Consider the following 21,388-nt stretch of genomic DNA (forward strand, 5'->3'; position numbering starts at 1 on the left):
CCTTGGTTTCCGACTAGCCATCTAAATCTTTCGTTTCGACTCATGTATCTTGACCTCGGAGATGTTGAAGTTCCAAGCTGGCTCGTTCTTGCTACCAATAGCCTCGATGTGGTTTTTTTTGTAGTAAATGAATTTCCTTTGATAGAGTGGTAGCACCACATAGTTCTCTCTCAGAATCTCTGACAAACGATGAATAAGCTGCACCTTCTTCTCAAGGTCTTCAACTGCCTCTGCCTCAGCAAAAACCTTCTCATATTGCTCATTGGTTGGCATCGTGACGTGGGAATTACCGGGAAGATAGTGAGCAAATGTAGTAAGAGGGTAACTTTCTACATATTTGCCATATAAAACCAAGGGGTATTTTTCTGAGAGATTGTTGGTGTTCATATCTTCAGTTAACTCAATTTTTACCTTCAAACCAGCTTCCACAAGGCTATCGCGTATAAATCTGTAGTACTTCCCAGGGTCTGACCCAGGAGCGCCATGACAAAGTAGGATATGCTCTCGTTCCCTTACAGCTTTGGGAAGGTTGGCAACAATTTCCTTGGCTCGATTGAGGTTGTATTGATTGGACTTCTCTTTGTAACCATAACTGAAATTTGGAATGACTTGATCGATTGGTGTGCGAGATCCCGATGCTGTTAGAGTACTATATTTATCAATTGCGTAGGTGACAGCTTTTCTGAAATTAATATCCGCCGCAACGCCAGCCCGATGATTAAACTCAAGAAATTGAATTGCGAAAGGCAGTTTGCTTTGAATGCGTCGGTATTTGCCGGGGTTTTTTGTTAGGAAGTCATACATCTTAGAAATCCCACCGCCAAATGCGACATCAACATCGTTTTCAAACCCATATTTTTCGCTGAATAGGATTACTTTTGATGGGCCATCCCCGTAAACTTTCTTTAGGTGAACCGTACTCGAATTAGGGTCTGACCAGGAAACTCGATAGGGTCCGCTGCCTATTGGGATTGATTTGAACGTATAGTGATCACTCTTAAATTCGCTAATGGGACCCAGAGCTGGGAGCCGCGAGCCAAGGGAATACAAGAATCTAGAGTGACCACTTGCGAGGTAGACCTCTAATGATTTGTTATTAGTGACTCGAATACCATCTACCATTCCTGTTTTAAAGGACATTCCAGGCTTTAGCTTAGAAACCCCTTTTATGAAACCTAGGGGAACCCTATCTAAAGCAGTATCTGCAGTGGAGATAAATGGTTTCACGAGCACATACTCAAAGTCATACGCTGAGATGGATTCGCCATTGGAATATTTTCTAGATGTATCGATCTCAAAGGTATACTTTTTCTTCTCATAGTCCCACTCCCATGACTTGATATAGCCAGGCCTTATGTGAAGTGAGGTATCGAAGTAAAGGGCCTGACCGTGAACGGCAGTATTAAACGTTGACCTTGCATAGCCGTCGTTAAAATTAAGCCAAGGCTTGATCCGGCTGTCGGAAATTTGGAGCTTCAACTCACTCTTAGCGTACAATGAGATTGAACTGAACAAAAATACTAGTGTCAGGTATTTCATGGTCTTTGCCTTCAGTTATTTCTCAATACCAATATTGTTATCCCTAACAGCTGAATGCATACCAGACAAGTCAGGTGGCAAGCAAAAATTCGTGGTGTTCTCTTCTATGCTGTCAAGAATGAATTCTAATCCAGCAATTTCATAGTTTTCCCACAAAAAGGCATCGAAATCAAAGTCCTCTTGACCTTCACAAAGGTAGCAAATCATATCCTGCGCCAAGTTAGAAAGATGCTCTTTCATGGTGGATTCATTTGTCTCGAAGTCTACCTCCGTATGACTTTGGCCGTGTGCTACAGAGTTCAAGCCAAGGGCTACTAGGAACGCTTTTGACATATCCTTCATACTAAACTCCTTCTAAATATCGAGGTCAAATTCTTGAAAAACATCACTAGGGCATTGAGTTTTTTTGCAATGTTTCGGTTGCTAAAAATCACATTAGCTAAATATCCACTAACAATAAACGGGCCAAACTATAGGAATCCGTATCCTATTATAAAGACGGAGGTTGTTTACTTATGTTGCAATTACTAGTGATGACATTCACTTTTTTTAGGGAGTCGACTCCTCAAACAAAGTGAAGGTGCCAGAAAAACACTGGTGGGCTTTGCCATAGCAGCCGAAAGATCAGAAGTTGAAAAAAAACTTAGAAGGAATTCAATAGACATTATAGCTACGGGCTAACTCATCAGAGAGGACTCGTAACGACGCGCATTGATCTTGATAGGTCGTCGGCGTTAGCAACTCAGCATTTGTCACGTGCTGTGATGGAAGGTATTCAGTGCGATTGCTATCTCATCAAGGCGCTCCGTAAACTGCTGGCGTTGCTCAGAGTCCAGAGATTCATATAGGTCCCACCAATAGTCTACAAACCAAGTGCTCCAATCGCGGCCCTCTACCTTTGCTATCTCAGACCTTAAGTTTGGCTGATAGGCCCACTGATCAAAGAAAGCTTTCAGTTCAGTTTCACTCTTAGTGCGAACTTGTGTGACCAAGACCACCCGCTTTTTGCGGCGAGCTGCCAACAAATTCTGAACTTCTTCTTGGCTATTGATGCTATGAGACTCCACAACCTTGATCTGTGGTTCTTTCAAGTCACCGAACCAGTAGCTAAGTTTATCAAGCTGATCTTCACGATACTGCTTCAGTTCTTTCCCAAAGTTTTCAGCCTCGGCAAGCTCTTCCCAGGGTTCGTCCCTTTCTTTTAGCTTTTCTTCCCAGTGATCTAACTGCTTGTTACTTAAGCTTTTAAAGAAGCGGCTGATGATCGGACTATTCTCGATCAAAAAGTCCCGACGCATGGCTTGGAATTCTCGTAGTGCGAGTCGTAAATCATTTTTCTCAAGTTTTTTGGACTGGCTTTTCTGCGATACAGTTTTGAGAATAGCTGCAACTTTTAAGCTGATAGATTGTTTAAGCTGGCGATGATTGCGTTCAATGTGAGGCTCTAAAAAATCTTTTTGCTCTGACGCGAGATCGAATAAAGAGTCGATTTCACGGAGGGCCAACCAATCTAGGTTGTTCAAGACCATCTGTTTCATTGAACAGGAGCCTAAACTGATGGCAGCGACGACGGCTATGAGTATGGCTTTCATACAATTTCCTTATCTAGACACAAAAAAGGGAAGGCTTAAAGCCTTCCCCATATTGTACTATCTAATTCAGCAGGGACAAGCCATGTTTCACAAGGCTTTGATCATCGGTCCTGAAGTTTTGTGGCTGCCCTAGATGCTGCTGAAGTGCCCCAAGCCAGGCTTGGTCCTGTGGGGCAAGCCCTAAATGATCTTGCCCTAACTCTAGCAATTCGAGCAGGAGCAACCACTCCTGAGGCGTATGCTCTAAGGCTGCCTGAGCCAACGCTCCCGCTTTCTCTAACTTTAGGCTTCTGTTTTCGGACTGTCTTAATTCGCGGACTGTTTGATATTGCTCGAATAGTTGTCTCTCTTCCGCGGAATAGGGGATGTCGCGACCTGGAGAAGTTTGAGCATCAATGATTTCGTGCTCACCATAGCTTTCACGATCCGCTGGGCCGCCATAGACTGAGGCGACGAGGTCGCCGATGATAAGATCAAATTCGCCCCATTCTGGTTCGAAAAATACCTCACTACCTCTTGTGACTCGGCAGTCTGTGAAGGTAACAAGGACAAGGTTTTCAGCCTTACGTATCAGTTCAGTCACCGTTCCCTGGACTGTGAAACCAGACTGATACTCAAGTTCAGTCCTTTGCCCTGGTCGAAGTTTTAGTTCTTCTAATTCTGCAAGGGTTAACTTTGTAAATGGCTTGTTTGGAAAACGCTTCAAGCGACCCAAAGGTGATGAGTAGCCCTGGGCATGGCGAGCCACACCCTGGCCGTCCATTTCACTCTCTTGCCATGATAGCTGCACTGGTCCCTGGTACTTTAAGAACACCGGGCTTTGGTCCTCAGCAATGGACTGGCCTAGAATCCCTGAAATAGCGATTCCCGAGTCGAGGACGGCGGTTGTCACAGCTTCCGACTCAATAGCCTTGATCAAGGCTGGCTGCCCCCCTAGGCGATAGGAAAGCGTATCGTCCAACTCATGGAGTACATCATGGAGGTGTTGCATGTTTTCAGCAACGAAAAGCTGCGGCTGTGGCTCGGTTATATTGAACGAGAAATTGGTGCAGTCAAGGCTCAAGGGGAGTTTCCTAACCTTAGCTGTCATGGCATCTTTTGATTCACCCACTGAAGATAACAATCCAGCCCCGTAGATCTTCGGTGCATCCAGTGACCCCACCATTCCATACTCCGCTGTCCACCAGCTCATGCGGCCAACTTTTGCAGCTTCCGACACATAAGTGAAGGCTTTGACCGCCGCTTGCAGCCTTCGCTCAGCCGTTGCGATTTCCTCTGGAGTGGACTCGTACTTTTCTTTGATATCAGACAGGTAGCGCACTGCTTCGTATAGCTGGAGGTCTTGCTTGGAGTAAATCGCCTTGGTCCCGAGTTTTGCGTAGTAAGCGAGATACTGATTGTAATCGACATCAGGTAGAATAGGCGCGTGACCAGCGGCTTCGTGGACGATATCGGGTGCTGGGGTGTAAGCAATGTGGTCAACGGTTCTCATATCCGTTGCAATAGGAAGAATTTTGCGGGCTTGAAATTCCAGAAAAGCCCAAGGCGGTATAAAGCCACAAACCGGCACAGCGCCCCACGAGATCTTTTGCAAGGCTTGATCGATTTCATCGATATGTGGAATGCGGTCGAGGGAAATGCCAGTAGCAGCGAGACCCTCTTCGTAGCCCTTCACCGAATGCTGTCGGAAAAACGGCACCGCGCGGCGCATGATGTAACGCCAAGAGGCGTGATCCCGGGCCGTGTACTTATCAAAATCATGCTCGGTGCAATACTTCCGCAGATACTGCGGTAGTTGGTCCTGGGTTCTAGCCATCTTTCCTCCTTTACCCGGTGTGCGTCGAGGACAGGTAGGTAGCCGTAGGGGCCGTACAAATCCTACCTATCCGTTATCGGTATTTCTTACTATCGTGCTTAGCTTAGTCTAAGCTTCTGAATCAATTCAAAATAATTCCTGGCAGTGGCAGCTGGATCGTCGTTATAGGCAATGGCGCGGCCAACACTGACGATGGCATAATCCCCGAAGGTGTTTACAATGGGCTCAAGGTCGCCTCCTTGGGCTCCAATACCGGGCACCAGAACGGTTCGTGGGCCAATGAGCTCCTTGACTCTCTGGAGTTCTTCCAGACTCAAATGGTTCTTCGCGCTTGGTGCTCCAACGACCACGCCGTCTGCATCATGAGCAGCCGACTCCCTTGCTAGGTACTCGTAAAAAGCCTGGCCAGCGATCGGAATATTTTTCATCACGGCATATTCTGGATTTGACATGAGAACCAGAGGAATTAATCCCATCCCATGTTTTTTGGCTGCTTCACAGGTGGCTGCAATGTTGCCAGGGAAAGGCGCGTAGGTGACGGCATCAAAGCCTTCCTGAGCAGCATGATAGAGGGCTGCATCATTGGTATCACCAATGTCAGCAATTTTACTATCGTCGATGCTTACCATGCCATGCTTGTGAATGGCCTGGTTTAGCTGAACCATCTCGTCGCGACTAAAGTCCTTAAAGTACTGTCTATTGGGTTTGATGGCTGCTGCATAGGGAGAGACCGCTTCCACAAGTTTAAGGCTCCAATCGAGCTTACTCATTCCAGCAGGCAGAACTCCATTTGCCCTTTGCTGAGGTTCAGCAGGATCAATATTGACACATAAGATACTGCCTTTGCGATCGACGGCGTCGAGCCACTTTTGAATGAAAGTCATAGGGCCTCCAGATCGAGTGGTTTGACACCGTATCGCTCAAATTCTTGCAGCAGAGCGGAAACTACGCCGTCGCTAGGTTGCTCCGAGCGAATGGCCTGAGGCAGCAGTTTGGTGGCGTCGCTCATAGTCAAGTATTGGATGCGTCCATCAAATTCATCGTGAACATATTGGGCAACGCTGCGGCCATCATCGCGGGTTTCCATTCGATCGGTGAGACCGAGTGCGGCTACCACTTCAACGCCGGAGCTTTGAAGAGAGTGCAAGAACTCCACAAGGGAAAGCCCTGTGGTGATCGTATCTTCGAGAACCACCGTGCGACCCTTGGGCTGACCAATAAAGTACTTGTCTTGAGGTGCACCGTGCTGCTTGGGTTTGGCCCGACCCATGGGAATGATGTGGCTACCTTTGGCAAACGTTGGGCTGGCCTGGGCGATCTTCATGGCGGTGATGACGGCGGTTTTGGATGCCCCTTCAGGCACTCCAATCAGGCTGTCAAAGGCTAGATTGTTTTGTAAAAGGAAGTCGCGAATAAAATCTGTGAGTTGGTTAAGGAGGAAGGCATCGTTTGTGGCTTGGCGCCAGTTAACATAGAAATGGCTCTCTCGACCGCTCTTGAGCGTGATGGCCTCATCAAAAAAGCCAATGATTTGATGCTTTAAGATGAAGGAGTCGAAGGTCTGGGACGTCATGACAAGATCCTTTCGATCGGCTGGGGGCTTTTCTTTACAACAGCTTTTTATACCGATCTAAGGGATATTATAATGAGTTAATTTGGCTTATCTTTGTTGAGAGTCAGCAGTAGCGCCAATGCCAAGCGGTTGGCTTTTTCGATGCTGCCCAGATCGACCTTTTCGTAGTCGTCCCCTTCTACATGCCACAGCTCTAAGTGATTAAAGTCAATAAGGTTAAGGGCGGGCAACCCCCTCTTGCGAAATGGGACGTGGTCGTCTTCGACCGCCGTCGCCTGGGTTCCTATGATGGAGAGGTTAAGGACTTTATCGAGCTGCAAGGCGAGGTTGAGCCAGTCAGAGCTTGAATTGAGGTCTCGGGTGATGGAGATATTCTTGCTGCCAATCATATCGAGGAGCACAAGCCCTTTCACCTCAGCGCCTCCAAAGCTAGTGGGAAGGCATAAGCTAGTGTTGCCCTGGTTACACTGGCTCAGTTGATTGGCAAGGTGTCGGCTACCGTAGGTATTGTCCTGGCTTTTGGCAGGGTGGCGGTAAAGGCCGTCATTCCACTGAGGAAGGTAAGATTCCTCGCCATCAAACCAGATCATGAAATACCCACAGGGAGTTCTCTGATCCCAGCTCTTGAGTGCCTTTGCAAGGGCGAACATGGCTGCCGACGAAGAGCCAGAGTCATTGGCACCTCGATATACGATGTTTTCCATATACTTGGTATCGTAATGGGAGCCAACTAAGTAAACGCATTTGGCAGATGGGTCTGTTGCGCCATAAACATTGTATCCAGTCTTATCTAGGGTCGTTGCAGAAGGGGCGTCTGGGCGAGCCAGCAATACAGGGTTGGGCACTTGAGCCTCAAAGGAGTCGGTATACATGGTGAGGCCGAGGTTCTTACCTTGCTCTGAAAGATAGGCTGCTATTGCTTTCTGGCGTTGTGAGCCCAAGGGGTGAGGGGCTTCAGCCAAGGTTTTTAGAATGCGGTCAACGAGCTTCATATCGAAGTCATAGCTGCTTGAATAACTGATAATTGCTTCATTGATACCTGAAGCGGGCTCGGATCGATTCTTACACTGCATGCCCAGAAGAAAGAGGAGGCTTAGACTACCAAGAAAAACTATATAACGGGACATAAAACACCTTACATTGACACAGTTTTGTCGCTCATTCTACAATGAAAGGACGAAAAAAGATCTTCTTTTTCACTACTATGGGGAGCCTTTATGTGGTTTCGGATAATCCTGACAGCAACTGCTCTTGGCTTGGTTCTCTATCTTCAGTTCTGTTTTGATTTTAATGCGGCCTTGAAAGAGCAGCAGTCGCAGGTGGAAAGTCAAACTCGTTATTCGGCTAATCGATAGCACCTCAATGACTTCTTGCAAACCTCTCAACGAAATGCTTTGGGCCGAAGATTGGTGATCGTGTCCAATATTGAGATCCCTGAAGTACCCTGTTGAAAATTTCACTGGGACAAGACTCCTGGTCGGTCTAGTAGGTGGAGGAAATGCCTTTATCTCTCCGAACTGAAACCAGAAAATCCCATAGTTTGTTTTCAAACAATTTTTTAATAATAAAATTGAATGCTTATATTTTAAATGTTGGTTCTTCTAAGATTATGTTTTATTTCTACCGACAAGAGCGCGTGGAGGAAAATCAAATGTCGGCCGTAAATAATTCTCTTTCTTATAATCTGACTCACGAAGAACAAAAGAATGTGCTCGCTAAAGCTTTTTGGGCATTAATAGATCTTTATGGTTTCAAACAAGATGTGGTCGCGAGGTTTCTCTACCTAAGTCCAAACAACAGGCAGCCACTCAAGGAGTACCGAGAAGACCTGAGCTTTCCAAGCAAGCCGCTTGTGGCTATGCAAAATACTGCTCAGTTGCTTGGTATTCACAAAAACTTGGGGATCATTTTCCCGGAGGTTTCGAATAATTTAGACAATGCCAAGCTTAAATACAGTTGGTTTGATGCGCCTATGGCGCTCTACGATGGAAAGTCGCCACTTGAATTTATCAAGGAGGGCAGTGAGGATGAGGTTCTAGATAGGCTAAAAGTTGTAAGACGAAACCTTGACATTCAACGGGCAGGTCGATGACAGAGATGGAGACTTATGCGAATAACGAGTGCTACCGTGCAATTTACACCGCAGGCGAAGATCTTCTTGGCGACCTAGGTTTGGATATAACCCAGGATGAGATAAACTTTCTCATTCAGACGATGAATAATTCGGGTATTGATCACTCTGGAGAACAGAAAAATCGATGCTTCGACTATGCCTTTGATAGACTTGATAGCTCGTGGTTGATTCCGAATGATTCCCTGCTTAGCCCGCTCTTGCGAGGAGGGGAGTCTCGTTTTTCCGACGGGAGCTTTGGGATGTTCTATGCTGCTGAAGATGAAGATACAGCACTGCTTGAAGTCATCTATCATGATGTAGCAAGAGCCAGAGAATATTTTGATCACCAACCTGATGTTGAAACATGGACAACACCTAAATGTATATACATATGCAATATCGAGACACGCTTTGCCGTTGACCTCACGAAACGGGATGATACGAATGAAATTGTGAATCCGGTGTCCTATCGATACTCCAGAAAAGTTGGTAAGGACTTGCATGATAGAAGAGTTCAGTTAATCAGATATCCTTCAGCTAGAAATACGGATGGTATATGTCTAGCTATACTTTCGCCGTTGGCAATCGTAGGGGTAAGTAAATGGAAATACTATCGCATCGTCTTAGTCAATCATGGTGGGACAATCGCTCACAAGGTGACTCGAAATGACAAGAAAGAACTGATCTTTAAGGAGGGAGGTGAGCCGGAGATCCAGCTTTAAGCCCCTCTACTCTGGACGGGGAGAATTGTATCGAAATCGATTGCTAGTTTGCGACTTGCAAAGCTGTTTGCTTAGGTAGAGAAAGGCATATCCTGGTGCCTTTCGGAGCATTCGGCAGAAACTCCAGCGACCCTCTCAGCAGGTTTACATAGCTGGCAGCATAGAAGAAATTATTGATTTTGGTTTGATCCTTACTCAAGAAAGCCGAAAGCTCAGTTTCCGAAAAGGTTTTGCCTTGATCTGATATGATGAATTGCACCATGCTTTCGGTTTCGCCAAGACTGATAAAAATTTGCACTTCTTCGTCGATACCGTATGACTTTGAGCTATGAGTGATCAAGTGGATAAAGATGTTGAATAAACGATATCGTTCTGCTTGAAATCTGATTCCATCTTGTATGTCCTTGATGAAATACCAGTCAGGATGGTTTTCTTGGAGAAAGCTTATGACGTCTTCAATAAAACTATCGGCCTGGATAATATCCTTACTGGAACTTTCAAGGTTCGATTGGTTGAAGGTAAAGATCGTATCATTGACGTCCTTTATTCCTGATTGCAGTTCTTTAAGGGAGTTGGCAAAATCTCGTCGCGTTGCAATAGTATGATGATTGTATTCGCGAAAGACTGTGAGTAGTTGCTCTCTATCCAAAGGAATGACATCTTGTCCTTGCTCTAGTCGTTGAGCAAATTTTTCTAGCTGAATCGTCAGTCGATGATTCTTAGATTCCAGTTCATGAATGGCGACCGATAGTGAGTTGGTTTTCGTGCCAATGTCATTAGCGAGTTCCTGGCTTTGTTCGGCGCGACCAAGCCGGTGAGAGTAATGCATAAGGTCTCGCTTGGCCTGCTTGAGTTCAGTATGAGTATCAGAGATCGCTTTTTGTAGCTCGCTACGATCTTGCATGAGGGTGCTAGTTATCTGCTCCTTCATTTCAAGATCTTTTTCATTGGAGCTTAAGCGCTCTCTCTGCTCCCGTTGAGCGGTAGAAAATCTAGATATCGCTTCGTTGATTGCCTCTTGAATACGACTGAATTCATCAACATGTTCGTGAGCTTTCTTGAGCTGGAGGGCCTGATATCGGTTATGCTGAATCGTAGTAACAAAGTATTCCTGTATCGCTTTAAGGTGACGTGTCACTCTATTTTTGAAAAGAGATAAATAAACAAGACTGAGTATCAAGCCTAGAACGAAGCTGCTAACGGCCATGATCAAAGCTTGCTCGATCAGTCGATCATAGATCTTTTCTTTGGTGGCAATCACTCTGAGAAAACCAAGGGTCGGAGTCTGAGGATTTTGGTTGATCGATATCAAAGGGTAGTCACGAGTTAGATAGCTGCTGTAGCTTTCATTTTCGTTTTCGACATTGAAAACTAGTTGACGGGACTCATTATAGATTTGAACGCCAACAAAGTCTGGATTCAGTAAGATACCATTGATCAAAGATTTCACTTGCTCCTCGTCCATAAGCCATATGGCGTTGGTGACTGTAGGAAGGGTGTGTTCTTCCACAAGCCTTAGAGCAGTCTCAACTTTTTCAACGTCTTTATTATGAAGCCAAATAAGGTTGATAGCTAGGAGCACCGAGCCTAGGGCTATGCTGAGTAAAAGCACATGAAAGAGCATCATGTGCCCTACCGAATAGCGGAGTCGCGATGTTTCGTTGGCAGAAATCATAGAGGCAGCATCGGAATTTATGATGCCAAATCATGATGAACATCTTGCCTAGCTGGGGGCAGTTGAAGTGGCCGTTAAGCCACTCCTTGTCCCTACTTATTTTTTTGTCTTACTTTTCTTGTTGCTCTGAGGTGGGGGGGATGATGGTCGTTCCAGCCCCTCGGGAACTTTAATGATGGTCTTGTATTTGCCAGTCATCAACAAGATGCCAAGAATGATGAATGGAAAGCTGAGCAGCTGGCCCATATTGAGCATCATGTCGTTTTCAAAGGCCACTTGATTCTCTTTTGTGAGTTCGATGAAAACCCTTGCGGTGAAGACCCAAGTCAGAAGGGTGCCCAGAAGAAGCCCAGGACGGGTATTCTCTTTCTTGCGGTTATAGAGCCAGAGCAAAAGGAAGAAAAGAACGAGATAGGCAGCCGATTCGTAGAGCATGGAAGGGTGTCTAGGCTCGGGGTTAGGAGTGCGGGCAAAGATGATGGCCCAGGGCACGTCTGTGGGTTTACCAAGGATTTCAGAGTTGAAAAAGTTGCCGAGTCGGATGCAGCATGCAGTAAAGGCGGTTCCAATCGACAAGCGGTCTGCTAGCCACAAATAACCTTGGTCAGGGTGATGGCGCTTGTACAAGTAACAGGCTAAGAGGACCCCAATACTACCACCATGGCTGGCTAAGCCACCCTTCCAGATTTTTAAGATCTCAAGAGGATTTGATAGATAGTACTCTGGCTCATAGAAAAGGCAGTGACCCAAACGAGCGCCGATGATGGTTCCCAGCATCATATGAAAGAGAAGGGATGAGAGGTCCTCTTCCTTGTGGCCCTCATGGAGAAAGATCTTCTTCATGATCTGATATCCCACCAAGAAGCCGGTGGCGAATAGGAGGCCATAGTACCGAGGGGCGAAGGAGAACGACATGATCTCGATCTTAAAAATCTCGGGACTCACATCCCAAACAAAGTATTCCATTTACAATCCTCGTGTCTAAATAGCTAAGCACGTGAGGATTATACATGTTTCAGTCTTTTTTTTGCATCCTTTCCTGGTACTTAGAGTTCAGGTCATTGTATTGAACTAAAGCTATGTTATAATTAGTGAAACTAAGATAAAGGGGAGAATGATTGGTTCCAGATACGCTGAACGAAGATCTCTTTTTTAACCTCGATCGCGCGACCTTGCTCATGAGGAGACACGTTCTCGATGCTATCGGATTCCATCAAGTTTCTCCCGAGCAGTGGGAGATTCTCCAGCTTATCGATAACCAATCGGGAATTAGTCAAAGTAAGCTGTCGCAGCTTACCCTTAAAGACAAAGGGAATGTCAGCCGGATTTTGACGAGGATGCTCAAAAACGGGTGGGTCCACCGAGAGCCCCACAGAAGTGGCCGAGGGTTTCTGGTGTGCCTGACAAACGAAGGCCGACGCATTAAGAACAGACTCCCTTTTTTAGTGGAACAGCAAGTCAAGCGGCTCTTGGGCCCCTTACCAAAAGAAGAGCAGAGCGAGATGCTCTATTGCTTAAAAAAGCTGCGAATTCTATTGGGCGATGAGGATGTCGTGGCGAGTAGCTAAGGTCTGTCCAGAAACATCTGAGTCGGTTCGGAGTAATAATCTTGAAATTGGCCCACGTTTTGGTTTATTTTTTGCCCTGGTGTTTCAGGCATTTTCGAATTGACTATTGCTAAGAGTCTGCGGGCAGATTTTTGATTTTTTGAAGAGCGCCTCGTGAGGCATCTTCAACCAATCGAATGACAGCTTCAAAGCCTTCGAGCCCCCCAAAGTAGGGGTCTGGAACTTCGCGATCCTCACCTAAAGAGAACTCACAGAATAGGTGGAGCTTATCTTTAAGGCTCTCATCGGGGCAGATGGCTGCTAGGTTATTTAGGTTGCTGCGGTCCATAGCAAAGATGACATCGAACTTATGAAAGTCCTGAGCTATGACTTGCCGCGATCGGCTTATAGAGTGGTACCCATGGCGCTCTAAGGCTTCTATCATGCGCTGGTCCGCTGGCTCACCTTGGTGGTAGGCTGAAGTCCCTGCAGAGTCGATCGTTAAGGGTATCTGGTCTTGCTCGGCCAAATGGCGAAGTATGGTCTCCGCAGCGGGAGACCGACAAATGTTGCCTAGGCACACACAAAGGACATTCATATAAACCTAACTAGGGGCTCAATATATACAGGCTACCGTCGTCGGCGTCTGCAACAATGGCATTAAAATTGCGGTCGATTCTGAATTCAATAGACTCGCCGTCATCCAGATCAGCTGAGACACGATATCCACATAGCAATGGAGTTACAATGCTCCAGTATGTATTGATATCGACCTTAACCACCACCACCGTGCGATCAAGGTTTTCAAGTGTTTCGGGCAGCTGAGGGTAGGCGACAGCCTCCTGAAGATCTTGGGTCAAATAGTAATCTTTCAATGACCGAAATACGGTATCCGACCCACTACCAAAACCGCTCAGTGACGTTATGAGTACGACTAGTGCTAATGCAAACTTTCTCATGATTGTGCCCCCTCCTGACCTGTCCATTCTTCCTTGTCGTATAATGAGTACATTAAGTTACAAAAGAAGTGAACACTTCCCTCTGATTGAGGGCTATTTTTTAGTGTATTTAAGTCTCGAATAAAGTTTCTTATGAGAATTTTAAGTTTTGGCACGGCATCTTCTGAGATGGCTCCCGTTGCATGCATCAAGCTGGCGCCATCAGTGCCCACTAGGCTTTTATCGAAGTGTTCAACACTATGCTTCACCTGTTCAAGGGTATCCTCAATATTACCAATCGCCCAATTGTCGTGGGTGTATTTAATTGTGCCATCAGCTTGTTCAACGAGGATTTCAGCTTCCAGCATTTCCTCCAAGGCCTCAATACCTAGCTGGCCAGCAAGGCGATTGATGGGGTCGCGATGAGTGCCGACCTGGGTAGCGGCCATATTGAAAATACGATTGTGAGGCTCACGGGCTAGGAATCTCTTAAGAGCACCCTCATTGGCTTCGGGTCGAATCATCGGGCTGTAGCACTCATCCATCAAGTCCCCGATAGTGGGAAAATGCTTCTTCAGAAAAGCGATACGCTGTGGTGTCGTCATCACAACTTCGCTGATGGAAAGAGCACTGTATGGATGAGGGGTGCTTTCATTTTGTGCGATTCTACGGATGGTTGAATAGGCTATGTTACAGCGGCGAGAGAGGCTCGATAAACTACGGCCCCGGCCACCTTCGAGCCAGTTCGAAATTGCATCAACCAAGTCCTTCAATAAACTTTGCTCGTCAACCATGACATTATCCTGCATCCGTATAGACGATCTTGGGCTTTAAGGGATTCTCGATAAAAAACATATAATGAGCGGATTTGCAATTCAAAAGTGCCCGGAGTGAGCAGTATGGACACTGAAAGTGCTCACCTCGCTCGAAAACTTTGCCAGCAATTTCCTTTGATTGTTGACAGAATTCATGGTGTTTGGAAGAAGAGTGGGTAGGTCGTCAACGCTTTCTAACTTATGGCCTCAGCAGATGCCGAGGATCATAAGCCAGCTTCGCCACCCTTACTTTTTGCGCTAGAAAAAGTCGGGTGAAGGTCTAAATTAAAGCAATTAGAGATCCTTATAGCGACGTGTGCAGAAGCCGTCAAGGTTTCGTTAGGGAGATTGTTGATGGTCGTGCCCCTCCCCGTCGAAGTTTGCTTTGGAGTTCTTTGTTCCGAAGTGTCCCGGGAGTTTAAACACTCCTTTCGACGGTCGCCGTCCTTTAACCGAAAGGTTTCAATACTCTGCAATGGGCAGCACCCCTGCCCCCCTCCTAAATGCTTTGATATTGGGGTTTACTCTTCGTTGCTTCGTGGGAAAAGTGTCCTCATGATGCTCGCATCACTCCGGTACTTTTCCCCCTTGCGCCTTGATTAAACCCCAATATCAAAGCATTTAGCCTCTTACTGTGCGGCTGTTTTGCTGCTCCTACTTTGTAGGTCGCTCTTTTTGCTCCTACTTTGTAGGTCGCTCTTTTGCCCTACTTTGTAGGTCGCTCTTTTGCCCTACTTTGTAGGTCGCTCTTTGTGCTCCTACTTTGTAGGTCGCTCTTTTTGCTCCTACTTTGTAGGTCGCTCTTTTGCTCTTACTCTGTTGTGGCCTTGATGCTACTGCTCTTGTTTTGTTGGAGGTGGGAGGCTTTGGATCTGATTGTCAAAGCTCGCATTTTTCCGCTTTAATTGAGGCTTGGTTCTCTTATCAGGGTAAAACTCGTCGCACATCAATTGCGCATTAAATAGCATTACCTCATATCGTGTATAGACACCATGCCCAAACACCGTCTTCATAAAATTAGGAACCATAATACCGCTGTCTCGGTAGTCCACTAAATAAGTCGTACCAAACTCCTGAACCCGCATACCCTTTGCGACGTTTTCCAACCAGCCCTTGGGATCGACTCCTGGCCCGAGTAGCTTATCTATCTCCCGATTAATCTTTCTATCCTGGCTGCTTTGTGCCAGCGAATCTGAACCTGCAATTCCCCACTGCTGAACATAATCTCCACCAGCAGTCTTCCAGAAACCTAGGGGCTTTTCTGCCAAATGGGTCTTGCCTCGATGGTTGATTACATTAATCAATCGCATACGCTTGGTTAAACGCCAGGGATAGCGGTGAGGGGTGCCGAAAGTACCTATATCGTAGGAGAACTTCTTCAATTTTGCCACAGCTCTTCGAATTGAAGGGCCGATTCGATCGTGCTCTTCCAAAATGTCCAATAGACTATTGCCCAAATGAGTCTGGTTAATTATATGGGAAAATAGCGCGAAAATTTGACCACCGTGGGAGTGACCCACCAGTAGGATGCGACTTACTGGAATATCTGGGAGATCACCGGCCAATCGTTCAATAAGGTAAATGGACCCCATCAAACGAGCTAAATGATGATTGGCGGAAGACCACGTGAATATTTGACACTGAGTTCGAGCGCCCGAAGCTAAGCGGAATAGATCGACGTACTCTTCCAAATAGTTTCCCGTATCCCTGGTGAGATGGTCATAACCCCTTTTTATTTTCTGCCGTATCTTGAACTCTGTGTTTGGGTCCATTTCCCTATGAATGCGCCTTAAGGCGGGAATCAAACCGAATGGATCGTCGCCCACTAGCGTTCCGTGAACAAAGTAGGCATGAGTCACATTACTATCGTCTAGCACCTCACCAACCCTAGCCATCCCTTGCCTCCATGCGTCGGATTGGCCATCGAGATAGGGGTTCTTATAGTTAAAAACAACATCCGTATCAAAGGGCTTGATAAAGAAGGGTACCGAAGGCTCCTTCTTGGAATACTGGATGGGTAGGATTGGCTCAGGGCGGCGTAGAAAACGCTTTAATGCCCATAGGAACGCGACAAACAGGAGCAGGGCGATCGCGATGATGACAAGCCAAGGCCAAGGCATAAAAACCCCGATATGAAAAAACGGCGAAGGAGTTTTTCGGGAACTGGCTAACAAGTCCTCCGAAAAGTCATGGTAGCGAGAAAGCCCGCAGCTTGTAAACCGATACTTTACTGAGCCCGAAGCATCGTAATCAAAGACGAAATAAAGATATCTTCTGCACTAGCGCCACGAGATAGGTCCGAATACGGCTTTTTTGTGCCCTGCAGAATCGGACCATAAGCGTCGAATCCAGCGAGCCGTTGCGTCACCTTGTAAACTAAATTCCCTGCATCCAAATTGGGAAAGATGAAGCAATTAGCTTGACCCGCCACGGGGCTACCAGGGCTCTTACGCTCACCAACCGCCGGAACGATAGCAGCGTCGAACTGCATCTCACCATCGGCCTTGATGTCAGGATGCTTTTCCTGAAAGGCCTTGGTAGCTTCTACCATCTTATCTGCCGAATGATGCTTCGCCGAGCCCTTTGTTGAAAAGGAAAGAAAGGCTACCTTTGGCTCAAGGTCGGGAAACAGTTGGCGGAACGTCTGCACTGTTTCAAAGGCGATGTCCACTAGCTGCTCAACGCTTGGTTCAATGACTACACCACAATCAGCAAACATATAGCGCCGGTCGTCCCCGCGTTCTTCCCGAACCATCGCGAACGATCCCGAAATGGTTCGATTGCCCTCCCTGAGACCTACACCCTGAAGGGCTCCTCGAATCACGTCGGCAGTAGTAAAAACACAACCGGCCAGAGCCGCCTTGCAGCGATCGTGGTATAGCAGGGAGGCTGCTTGGTTTGCAGGATGACTAGCCCATTTCAAGACGGCATCTTCAGATACTGGCTTTCCTCTGCGCTTTAAATAATCGCGACAGCAGGCCTGGGACAGCTTAGTAAGTTCTGGAACATCCCGGTCGCCAATTTTGAGGCGGGAGTCGCTGAAGTCCAGAGTGATTCCCGCATCTGCTGAAACCTGCTGAAGCTTGTCGAGTGATCCCAAGAGGATCAAGGTTTCCAGGCAGTTTTGTTGGAGTAATAAGGATGCTGCAGCCAATACACGAGGGTCATCCCCTTCGGGAAGAACCAAAGAAGATGGCTTCTTTTGATTGAGGCTGATGAGCTGTTTCTGAAAAGAGTTGAAAACTAGCTGTGACATAGATGATCCTTGGCAAATTCAAAAACTGGGCCCTTAATCCAGTATTTATAACATGTTAATCCTGTGCTTCGCTAGCTGCTAAAAGTGGAAAATAAGGGCATAAGACAAGTTTTTGCGAGCGTTCCTTAATATTTACTGATCCATGCCGATATTGTGAAAGGTAGACCTATGGTACTGAAAATACGGGAATTAACTGTTAATGATAGTGATTGCGACACAGGACAAAGCGTTGGCCAAGCAGCTCAAAGATGATCTGTACGAGGCCTCGATGGATTCCCGCATCATCGACGTCAATGATAAGGCATTTATCGCCCACTTCTACAAGCAAGAGGTAACGGCAATTATCGCCGATGAAGAGTATCAAACACTCCCAAGCGAAGCGACTATAGATATTTTAAATAGCCTCGCTCGACGTATGCCTGTTCTTGTACTGAGAGGGGAACTTCCTCACAAGGATATGAACAATTCAAATAGCCATGAATTTAACGATGCCCTCACAGTGCTAGCAAAAGAAAACTATAACGACATTCTAACAACAGCGAGCTTATTTAGCGGGATCGTTGCCAATCAAGGCGTCAAGGCCCGCTGTAAGTCAATCCCGTTTTACAATTCCCAGATTCCCATTTCGATGCTTAATTCTTTCGGGGGGCTCGGAATTCTTACCATTGACGCATCATCCTTCAATAAGATAAGTGTCGAATACGGTTCCGATGTTTATGCCAAGATGAAAGAAGTCTTCCACGATATTCTATTTGACCTGTGGGGAAGGCCCGGATGTTTCCGCGATAGCGACGTGATCTGCCGCAAGTCGATGACTAGCAATACCTATGTGATATTCATGAATCGATCCCGTGATACAGGGGCTCTACCCCATCCCGGAGCCTTAGAACGGGTAGCTGATCGTATTTCCAACTCCATACACAATGCTTTGTGGGATGAACTTTTCGCTCCCAGAACCAATCGTCGTATTCCAAGTTGTGTGGAAAGCATTCCTCTTGTTGGTGTCGGTTTCTTCGGGGTACTGAATAACCCGTGTATCGATGTTCAAGAAATCTTAGACTCAGGCCTAGAAGCTAGTAAGCAGATGGCGTCGTCGCAGCAAAAAAGAGGTCGTGAGCGCCAGAGGGAACTGATGCAGACCCTCATTCAATCAGAAGATCTACTTACTCCCTATTATCAGGGCGTTTTCAATCTGCAAAATCTAAGTAAGGAATTGGTCGACAAAGTTCACGCTGATAAGAGCATAACGCCACTCAAGAGCCATATCTATGGGTTTGAGTCGTTGATTCGCGTGAATCAGGAAGCTGTTCAAAAAGAAAATAATTTTGAAAGTGGCGTCGATTCTCGCTACTTAAGACCAGATGTTTTATTCTCCCTAGCGAAATATACTAAAGTCGCTTTAGAGTTGGATCAAGCCTGCATGAAGCACGCGGCAAAGTATGCGAAAGACTTGCCTGGAACGCTCATGATTAATATCCTACCGAGAAATCTTTACTATATTGAAAGACTTCGAACGTCTTTCGAGCGCAAGGAACGTTTGATGTTCGAAATCTCCGAATCCGAAGCGATTAGCAACTTCGATTTAATGATGAAGTCACGGGATCACCTTGAAAAGCATCATATGGGTATCGCTGCTGATGACTTTGGTAAGGGTTACTCTAGCTTAGAGAGAATTATTCGCATTAAGCCCCATGTGATAAAATTTGATCGCGGTATGATTCAAAATATCGACAAAGACTCAGTGAAACAAGCCTATGTGAAAGGCTTGGTCCGTGCAGCAAAGATCCTCAACACTACGATTCTTGCCGAAGGTGTTGAAACCTGGGAAGAAGCGGCTGTCTTGCAAAAGATGGGCGTCGAGTTGATCCAGGGCTTCCTCCTTCATCGCCCTCAAGAGGTTCACTTGATTCTCGAACAGATCGGGAAAAAGCCTTCTAAACTTGATACCGTTGCATAGAAATCCTTAACTATCATTGTGTCGATTTCTATTCCTAGCCAAGATCACTTTCCTATGGTGTACTAGACTCATAGCAAAACTTGCGTATAGGTGTGCAAATATTCAAACGGTTCGGAAGACGAGGTGTCATATGAAAACCTATTTTGTCACAGGTGGAAATCGAGGAATTGGTCTTGGTCTGTCAAGGGAGATCCTAAAGGCTGGCAATCAGCTTATTGTAACCTGTCGCAATCCGAAAGGGGAGCGTGATCTTTGGGAGCTTGAAGGTGACTACCACGAGAAAATCAAGATCTTGGAGATGGACGTTTCAGACGACATGTCCATCCAAAAAGTCTTTGCTAGTCTTGGTATCGATCAGGTGATTGATACCTTGATCAATAATGCAGGTGTATTTGAACAGTTTGGAGAAAAGCTTGCGGATATCGACTTCGAAAAGATGAGTCGGACTCTGCTGATCAACTCAATGGGGCCAATGAAAGTGCTTCAGCAGGCTTTACCTTTTCTCAAAAAATCATCAGAGCCCAAAGTTTTTCAAATTACATCCGAAATGGGATCAATCGCAAATAATACATCAGGTGGAAGTTATGCCTATCGTGCATCCAAGGCAGCCCTCAATATGATGACCAAATGTGTTGCTGTAGAGAATCCCAACATGACCGCCGTTGTCCTTCACCCAGGGTGGGTTCAGACAAGTATGGGTGGCTCAAACGCGCCGGTCACCGTTGATGAGTCAGCTCATGGCCTGTTTGAACTTACAATGAAACTAGATGTTAAGGATTCGGGACGCTTCTTCAATTTCAAAGGCGAGGAGCGTCCTTGGTAAAGGGATGATAAAACTTCCAACAAGATCTGATGCAGAGATGGTCATTTGATCTTGCCTCAGACAGCTAGTGCTTAGTCACATTGGATTCTCGGCTAGGCGTCGAGGAATGATTGAGGAGATAGTACTCCCGTACAGCGACGATTGAGAGACGAAGACAACAACGCCGAGGATTCAATGTGACTAAGCACTAGAGTGAGGATTAGAACCTTGGCAAATATAAAGAAACATTTTGATCCTTGACGATCCGATGGGATTTCTTTTAAGACGGCTGTGTTCAAAAAATCTTAATTGCTTCCCAGTAAGGAGTCTCGAATGAGAGGTTTATTTTTGTTAATCTCGATGTTTCTTTCAAGCCATGTTCTAGCTTTCAGTTCGTACGATCTTATGTCGGTATCCCATGAGGAGATCGACCAGTATCTGATCGCCGGCAGCGATGATACGGGCACACCGAGGAACCTTCAGGGTCTATGGTGGATGGATGGCAACCCTCTCGCAGACGAGGTCGTTTCATTTTCGAGCGCGCGCATCGAAGCCATTGAGGAAGCGGGGAACGTGATTGGCTATAAGGCCTATATTCCTGTCTATGATGAAGGCATATGGAGCTGGCATGATTCGTTTTCAGGTCGCAGCCTCTATCGAGCAGTAGAGAAGAATCAGCTAGTTTACCAAGGTATTTTCAACACTGACTTTAGCTATGGCGATGTCACTCCAATCATCAAGCCATTTGGTGTGTTTCCTGAAGTAGAGATACCTCAATCGATGCTCCTTAACTTCAGCATGTCGCAAGTTAGTGACAATGAATGGAGTCGTGACAGCGTAATTTTCGGTCAAGAGAGTTCTTATCGCTTTCGTCAGATCGTTGATGGCGAGGGAAATCGTCTTCCTGCTTGGGATGACTATTTGATTTCAATCGAAGCACGGGATGTTGGGAATGCTCTACTACCTGTTTGTACTAGGGACAATGGCCCGGTCTTGCCAACTAGCTGTGCAAATTTCTGATGGAATAGAAAAGAAAAGAGGCC

Annotated in this window: 21 protein-coding genes; 7 read left to right on the plus strand and 14 right to left on the minus strand. The window is 46.3% G+C overall.

Features of this window, described 5'->3' with window-relative positions; translation table 11 throughout:
- Nucleotides 1-21 precede the first annotated feature (21 nt).
- From B9N89_RS03710 to B9N89_RS03740, 7 genes are all read right to left on the minus strand, one after another.
- Nucleotides 22-1,539, minus strand: coding sequence for an ABC transporter substrate-binding protein (locus B9N89_RS03710; protein WP_132315230.1), 1,518 nt, complete (start codon nt 1,537-1,539; stop codon nt 22-24).
- Between the two features lie 15 nt (nt 1,540-1,554).
- A complete protein-coding gene (locus B9N89_RS03715) occupies nt 1,555-1,881 on the minus strand; it encodes a hypothetical protein (RefSeq protein ID WP_132315228.1) in 327 nt (108 codons plus the stop codon).
- A gap of 410 nt (nt 1,882-2,291) precedes the next feature.
- Nucleotides 2,292-3,131 (minus strand): hypothetical protein, encoded by an 840-nt coding sequence (locus tag B9N89_RS03720; protein ID WP_132315226.1) that lies wholly within the window; start codon nt 3,129-3,131, stop codon nt 2,292-2,294.
- 61 nt (nt 3,132-3,192) lie between these two features.
- A complete protein-coding gene (locus tag B9N89_RS03725) occupies nt 3,193-4,947 on the minus strand; it encodes an aromatic amino acid hydroxylase (protein WP_132315224.1) in 1,755 nt (584 codons plus the stop codon).
- Between the two features lie 98 nt (nt 4,948-5,045).
- Nucleotides 5,046-5,831 carry an orotidine 5'-phosphate decarboxylase gene (locus B9N89_RS03730; RefSeq protein WP_132315222.1) on the minus strand — a complete coding sequence of 262 codons (786 nt, stop codon included), beginning with the start codon at nt 5,829-5,831 and terminating at the stop codon, nt 5,046-5,048.
- Nucleotides 5,828-6,520, minus strand: a complete 693-nt coding sequence (locus tag B9N89_RS03735; protein ID WP_132315220.1) for a type I phosphoribosyltransferase — start codon at nt 6,518-6,520, stop codon at nt 5,828-5,830. The genes B9N89_RS03730 and B9N89_RS03735 overlap by 4 nt, the downstream gene beginning before the upstream one ends.
- A gap of 77 nt (nt 6,521-6,597) precedes the next feature.
- Nucleotides 6,598-7,647, minus strand: coding sequence for a M28 family peptidase (locus B9N89_RS03740; protein ID WP_132315218.1), 1,050 nt, complete (start codon nt 7,645-7,647; stop codon nt 6,598-6,600).
- A gap of 90 nt (nt 7,648-7,737) precedes the next feature.
- Between B9N89_RS03740 and B9N89_RS31225 the strand changes: the two genes are divergently transcribed.
- The 3 genes from B9N89_RS31225 (at nt 7,738) to B9N89_RS03750 (ending at nt 9,355) form a co-directional block, all read left to right on the plus strand.
- The gene (locus tag B9N89_RS31225; RefSeq protein ID WP_159455125.1) at nt 7,738-7,875 is read left to right on the plus strand and encodes a hypothetical protein; all 138 of its coding nucleotides are present in this window, start codon (nt 7,738-7,740) and stop codon (nt 7,873-7,875) included.
- Between the two features lie 296 nt (nt 7,876-8,171).
- Nucleotides 8,172-8,612, plus strand: coding sequence for a hypothetical protein (locus B9N89_RS03745; protein ID WP_132315216.1), 441 nt, complete (start codon nt 8,172-8,174; stop codon nt 8,610-8,612).
- On the plus strand, nt 8,609-9,355 hold the full coding sequence (locus B9N89_RS03750) for an RES family NAD+ phosphorylase (RefSeq protein WP_132315214.1): 747 nt from the start codon (nt 8,609-8,611) through the stop codon (nt 9,353-9,355). Before B9N89_RS03745 ends, B9N89_RS03750 begins: the two co-directional genes overlap by 4 nt.
- Nucleotides 9,356-9,398: 43 nt before the next feature.
- Here the strand turns inward: B9N89_RS03750 and B9N89_RS03755 are convergent, their stop codons facing one another.
- Nucleotides 9,399-11,030, minus strand: coding sequence for a hypothetical protein (locus B9N89_RS03755; RefSeq protein ID WP_132315212.1), 1,632 nt, complete (start codon nt 11,028-11,030; stop codon nt 9,399-9,401).
- A gap of 96 nt (nt 11,031-11,126) precedes the next feature.
- On the minus strand, nt 11,127-11,996 hold the full coding sequence (gene lgt, locus B9N89_RS03760; RefSeq protein WP_132315210.1) for a prolipoprotein diacylglyceryl transferase: 870 nt from the start codon (nt 11,994-11,996) through the stop codon (nt 11,127-11,129).
- A 152-nt stretch (nt 11,997-12,148) separates the two neighbouring features.
- Between lgt and B9N89_RS03765 the strand changes: the two genes are divergently transcribed.
- A complete protein-coding gene (locus tag B9N89_RS03765; RefSeq protein WP_132315208.1) occupies nt 12,149-12,598 on the plus strand; it encodes a MarR family winged helix-turn-helix transcriptional regulator in 450 nt (149 codons plus the stop codon).
- Nucleotides 12,599-12,707: 109 nt separating this feature from the next.
- On the opposite strand, the gene B9N89_RS03770 is transcribed toward B9N89_RS03765, so the two are convergent.
- The 5 genes from B9N89_RS03770 to B9N89_RS03790 form a co-directional block, all read right to left on the minus strand.
- Entirely contained in the window at nt 12,708-13,175 is a 468-nt protein-coding gene (locus tag B9N89_RS03770) for a low molecular weight protein-tyrosine-phosphatase (protein ID WP_132315206.1), read from the minus strand.
- Nucleotides 13,176-13,185: 10 nt separating this feature from the next.
- Nucleotides 13,186-13,536 carry a hypothetical protein gene (locus tag B9N89_RS03775; protein WP_132315204.1) on the minus strand — a complete coding sequence of 117 codons (351 nt, stop codon included), beginning with the start codon at nt 13,534-13,536 and terminating at the stop codon, nt 13,186-13,188.
- Nucleotides 13,533-14,309 carry a hypothetical protein gene (locus B9N89_RS03780; RefSeq protein ID WP_132315202.1) on the minus strand — a complete coding sequence of 259 codons (777 nt, stop codon included), beginning with the start codon at nt 14,307-14,309 and terminating at the stop codon, nt 13,533-13,535. The genes B9N89_RS03775 and B9N89_RS03780 overlap by 4 nt, the downstream gene beginning before the upstream one ends.
- A gap of 854 nt (nt 14,310-15,163) precedes the next feature.
- A complete protein-coding gene (locus B9N89_RS03785) occupies nt 15,164-16,450 on the minus strand; it encodes a hypothetical protein (protein WP_132315200.1) in 1,287 nt (428 codons plus the stop codon).
- A 107-nt stretch (nt 16,451-16,557) separates the two neighbouring features.
- Nucleotides 16,558-17,586, minus strand: coding sequence for a phosphotransacetylase (locus tag B9N89_RS03790; RefSeq protein ID WP_132315198.1), 1,029 nt, complete (start codon nt 17,584-17,586; stop codon nt 16,558-16,560).
- A 199-nt stretch (nt 17,587-17,785) separates the two neighbouring features.
- Between B9N89_RS03790 and B9N89_RS03795 the strand changes: the two genes are divergently transcribed.
- The 3 genes from B9N89_RS03795 to B9N89_RS03805 all read left to right on the plus strand — a co-directional run bounded on the left by B9N89_RS03795 (nt 17,786) and on the right by B9N89_RS03805 (nt 21,365).
- Complete coding sequence (locus B9N89_RS03795) at nt 17,786-19,543, plus strand: EAL domain-containing protein (RefSeq protein WP_132315196.1); 1,758 nt, start codon at nt 17,786-17,788, stop codon at nt 19,541-19,543.
- A 130-nt stretch (nt 19,544-19,673) separates the two neighbouring features.
- Nucleotides 19,674-20,366 carry an SDR family oxidoreductase gene (locus tag B9N89_RS03800; protein WP_132315194.1) on the plus strand — a complete coding sequence of 231 codons (693 nt, stop codon included), beginning with the start codon at nt 19,674-19,676 and terminating at the stop codon, nt 20,364-20,366.
- A gap of 312 nt (nt 20,367-20,678) precedes the next feature.
- On the plus strand, nt 20,679-21,365 hold the full coding sequence (locus tag B9N89_RS03805; protein ID WP_132315192.1) for a hypothetical protein: 687 nt from the start codon (nt 20,679-20,681) through the stop codon (nt 21,363-21,365).
- The last annotated feature ends 23 nt before the right edge of the window (nt 21,366-21,388 follow it).

Origin of the sequence: Pseudobacteriovorax antillogorgiicola (genome assembly GCF_900177345.1) — a bacterium.
Lineage (GTDB): Bacteria > Bdellovibrionota_B > Oligoflexia > Oligoflexales > Oligoflexaceae > Pseudobacteriovorax > Pseudobacteriovorax antillogorgiicola.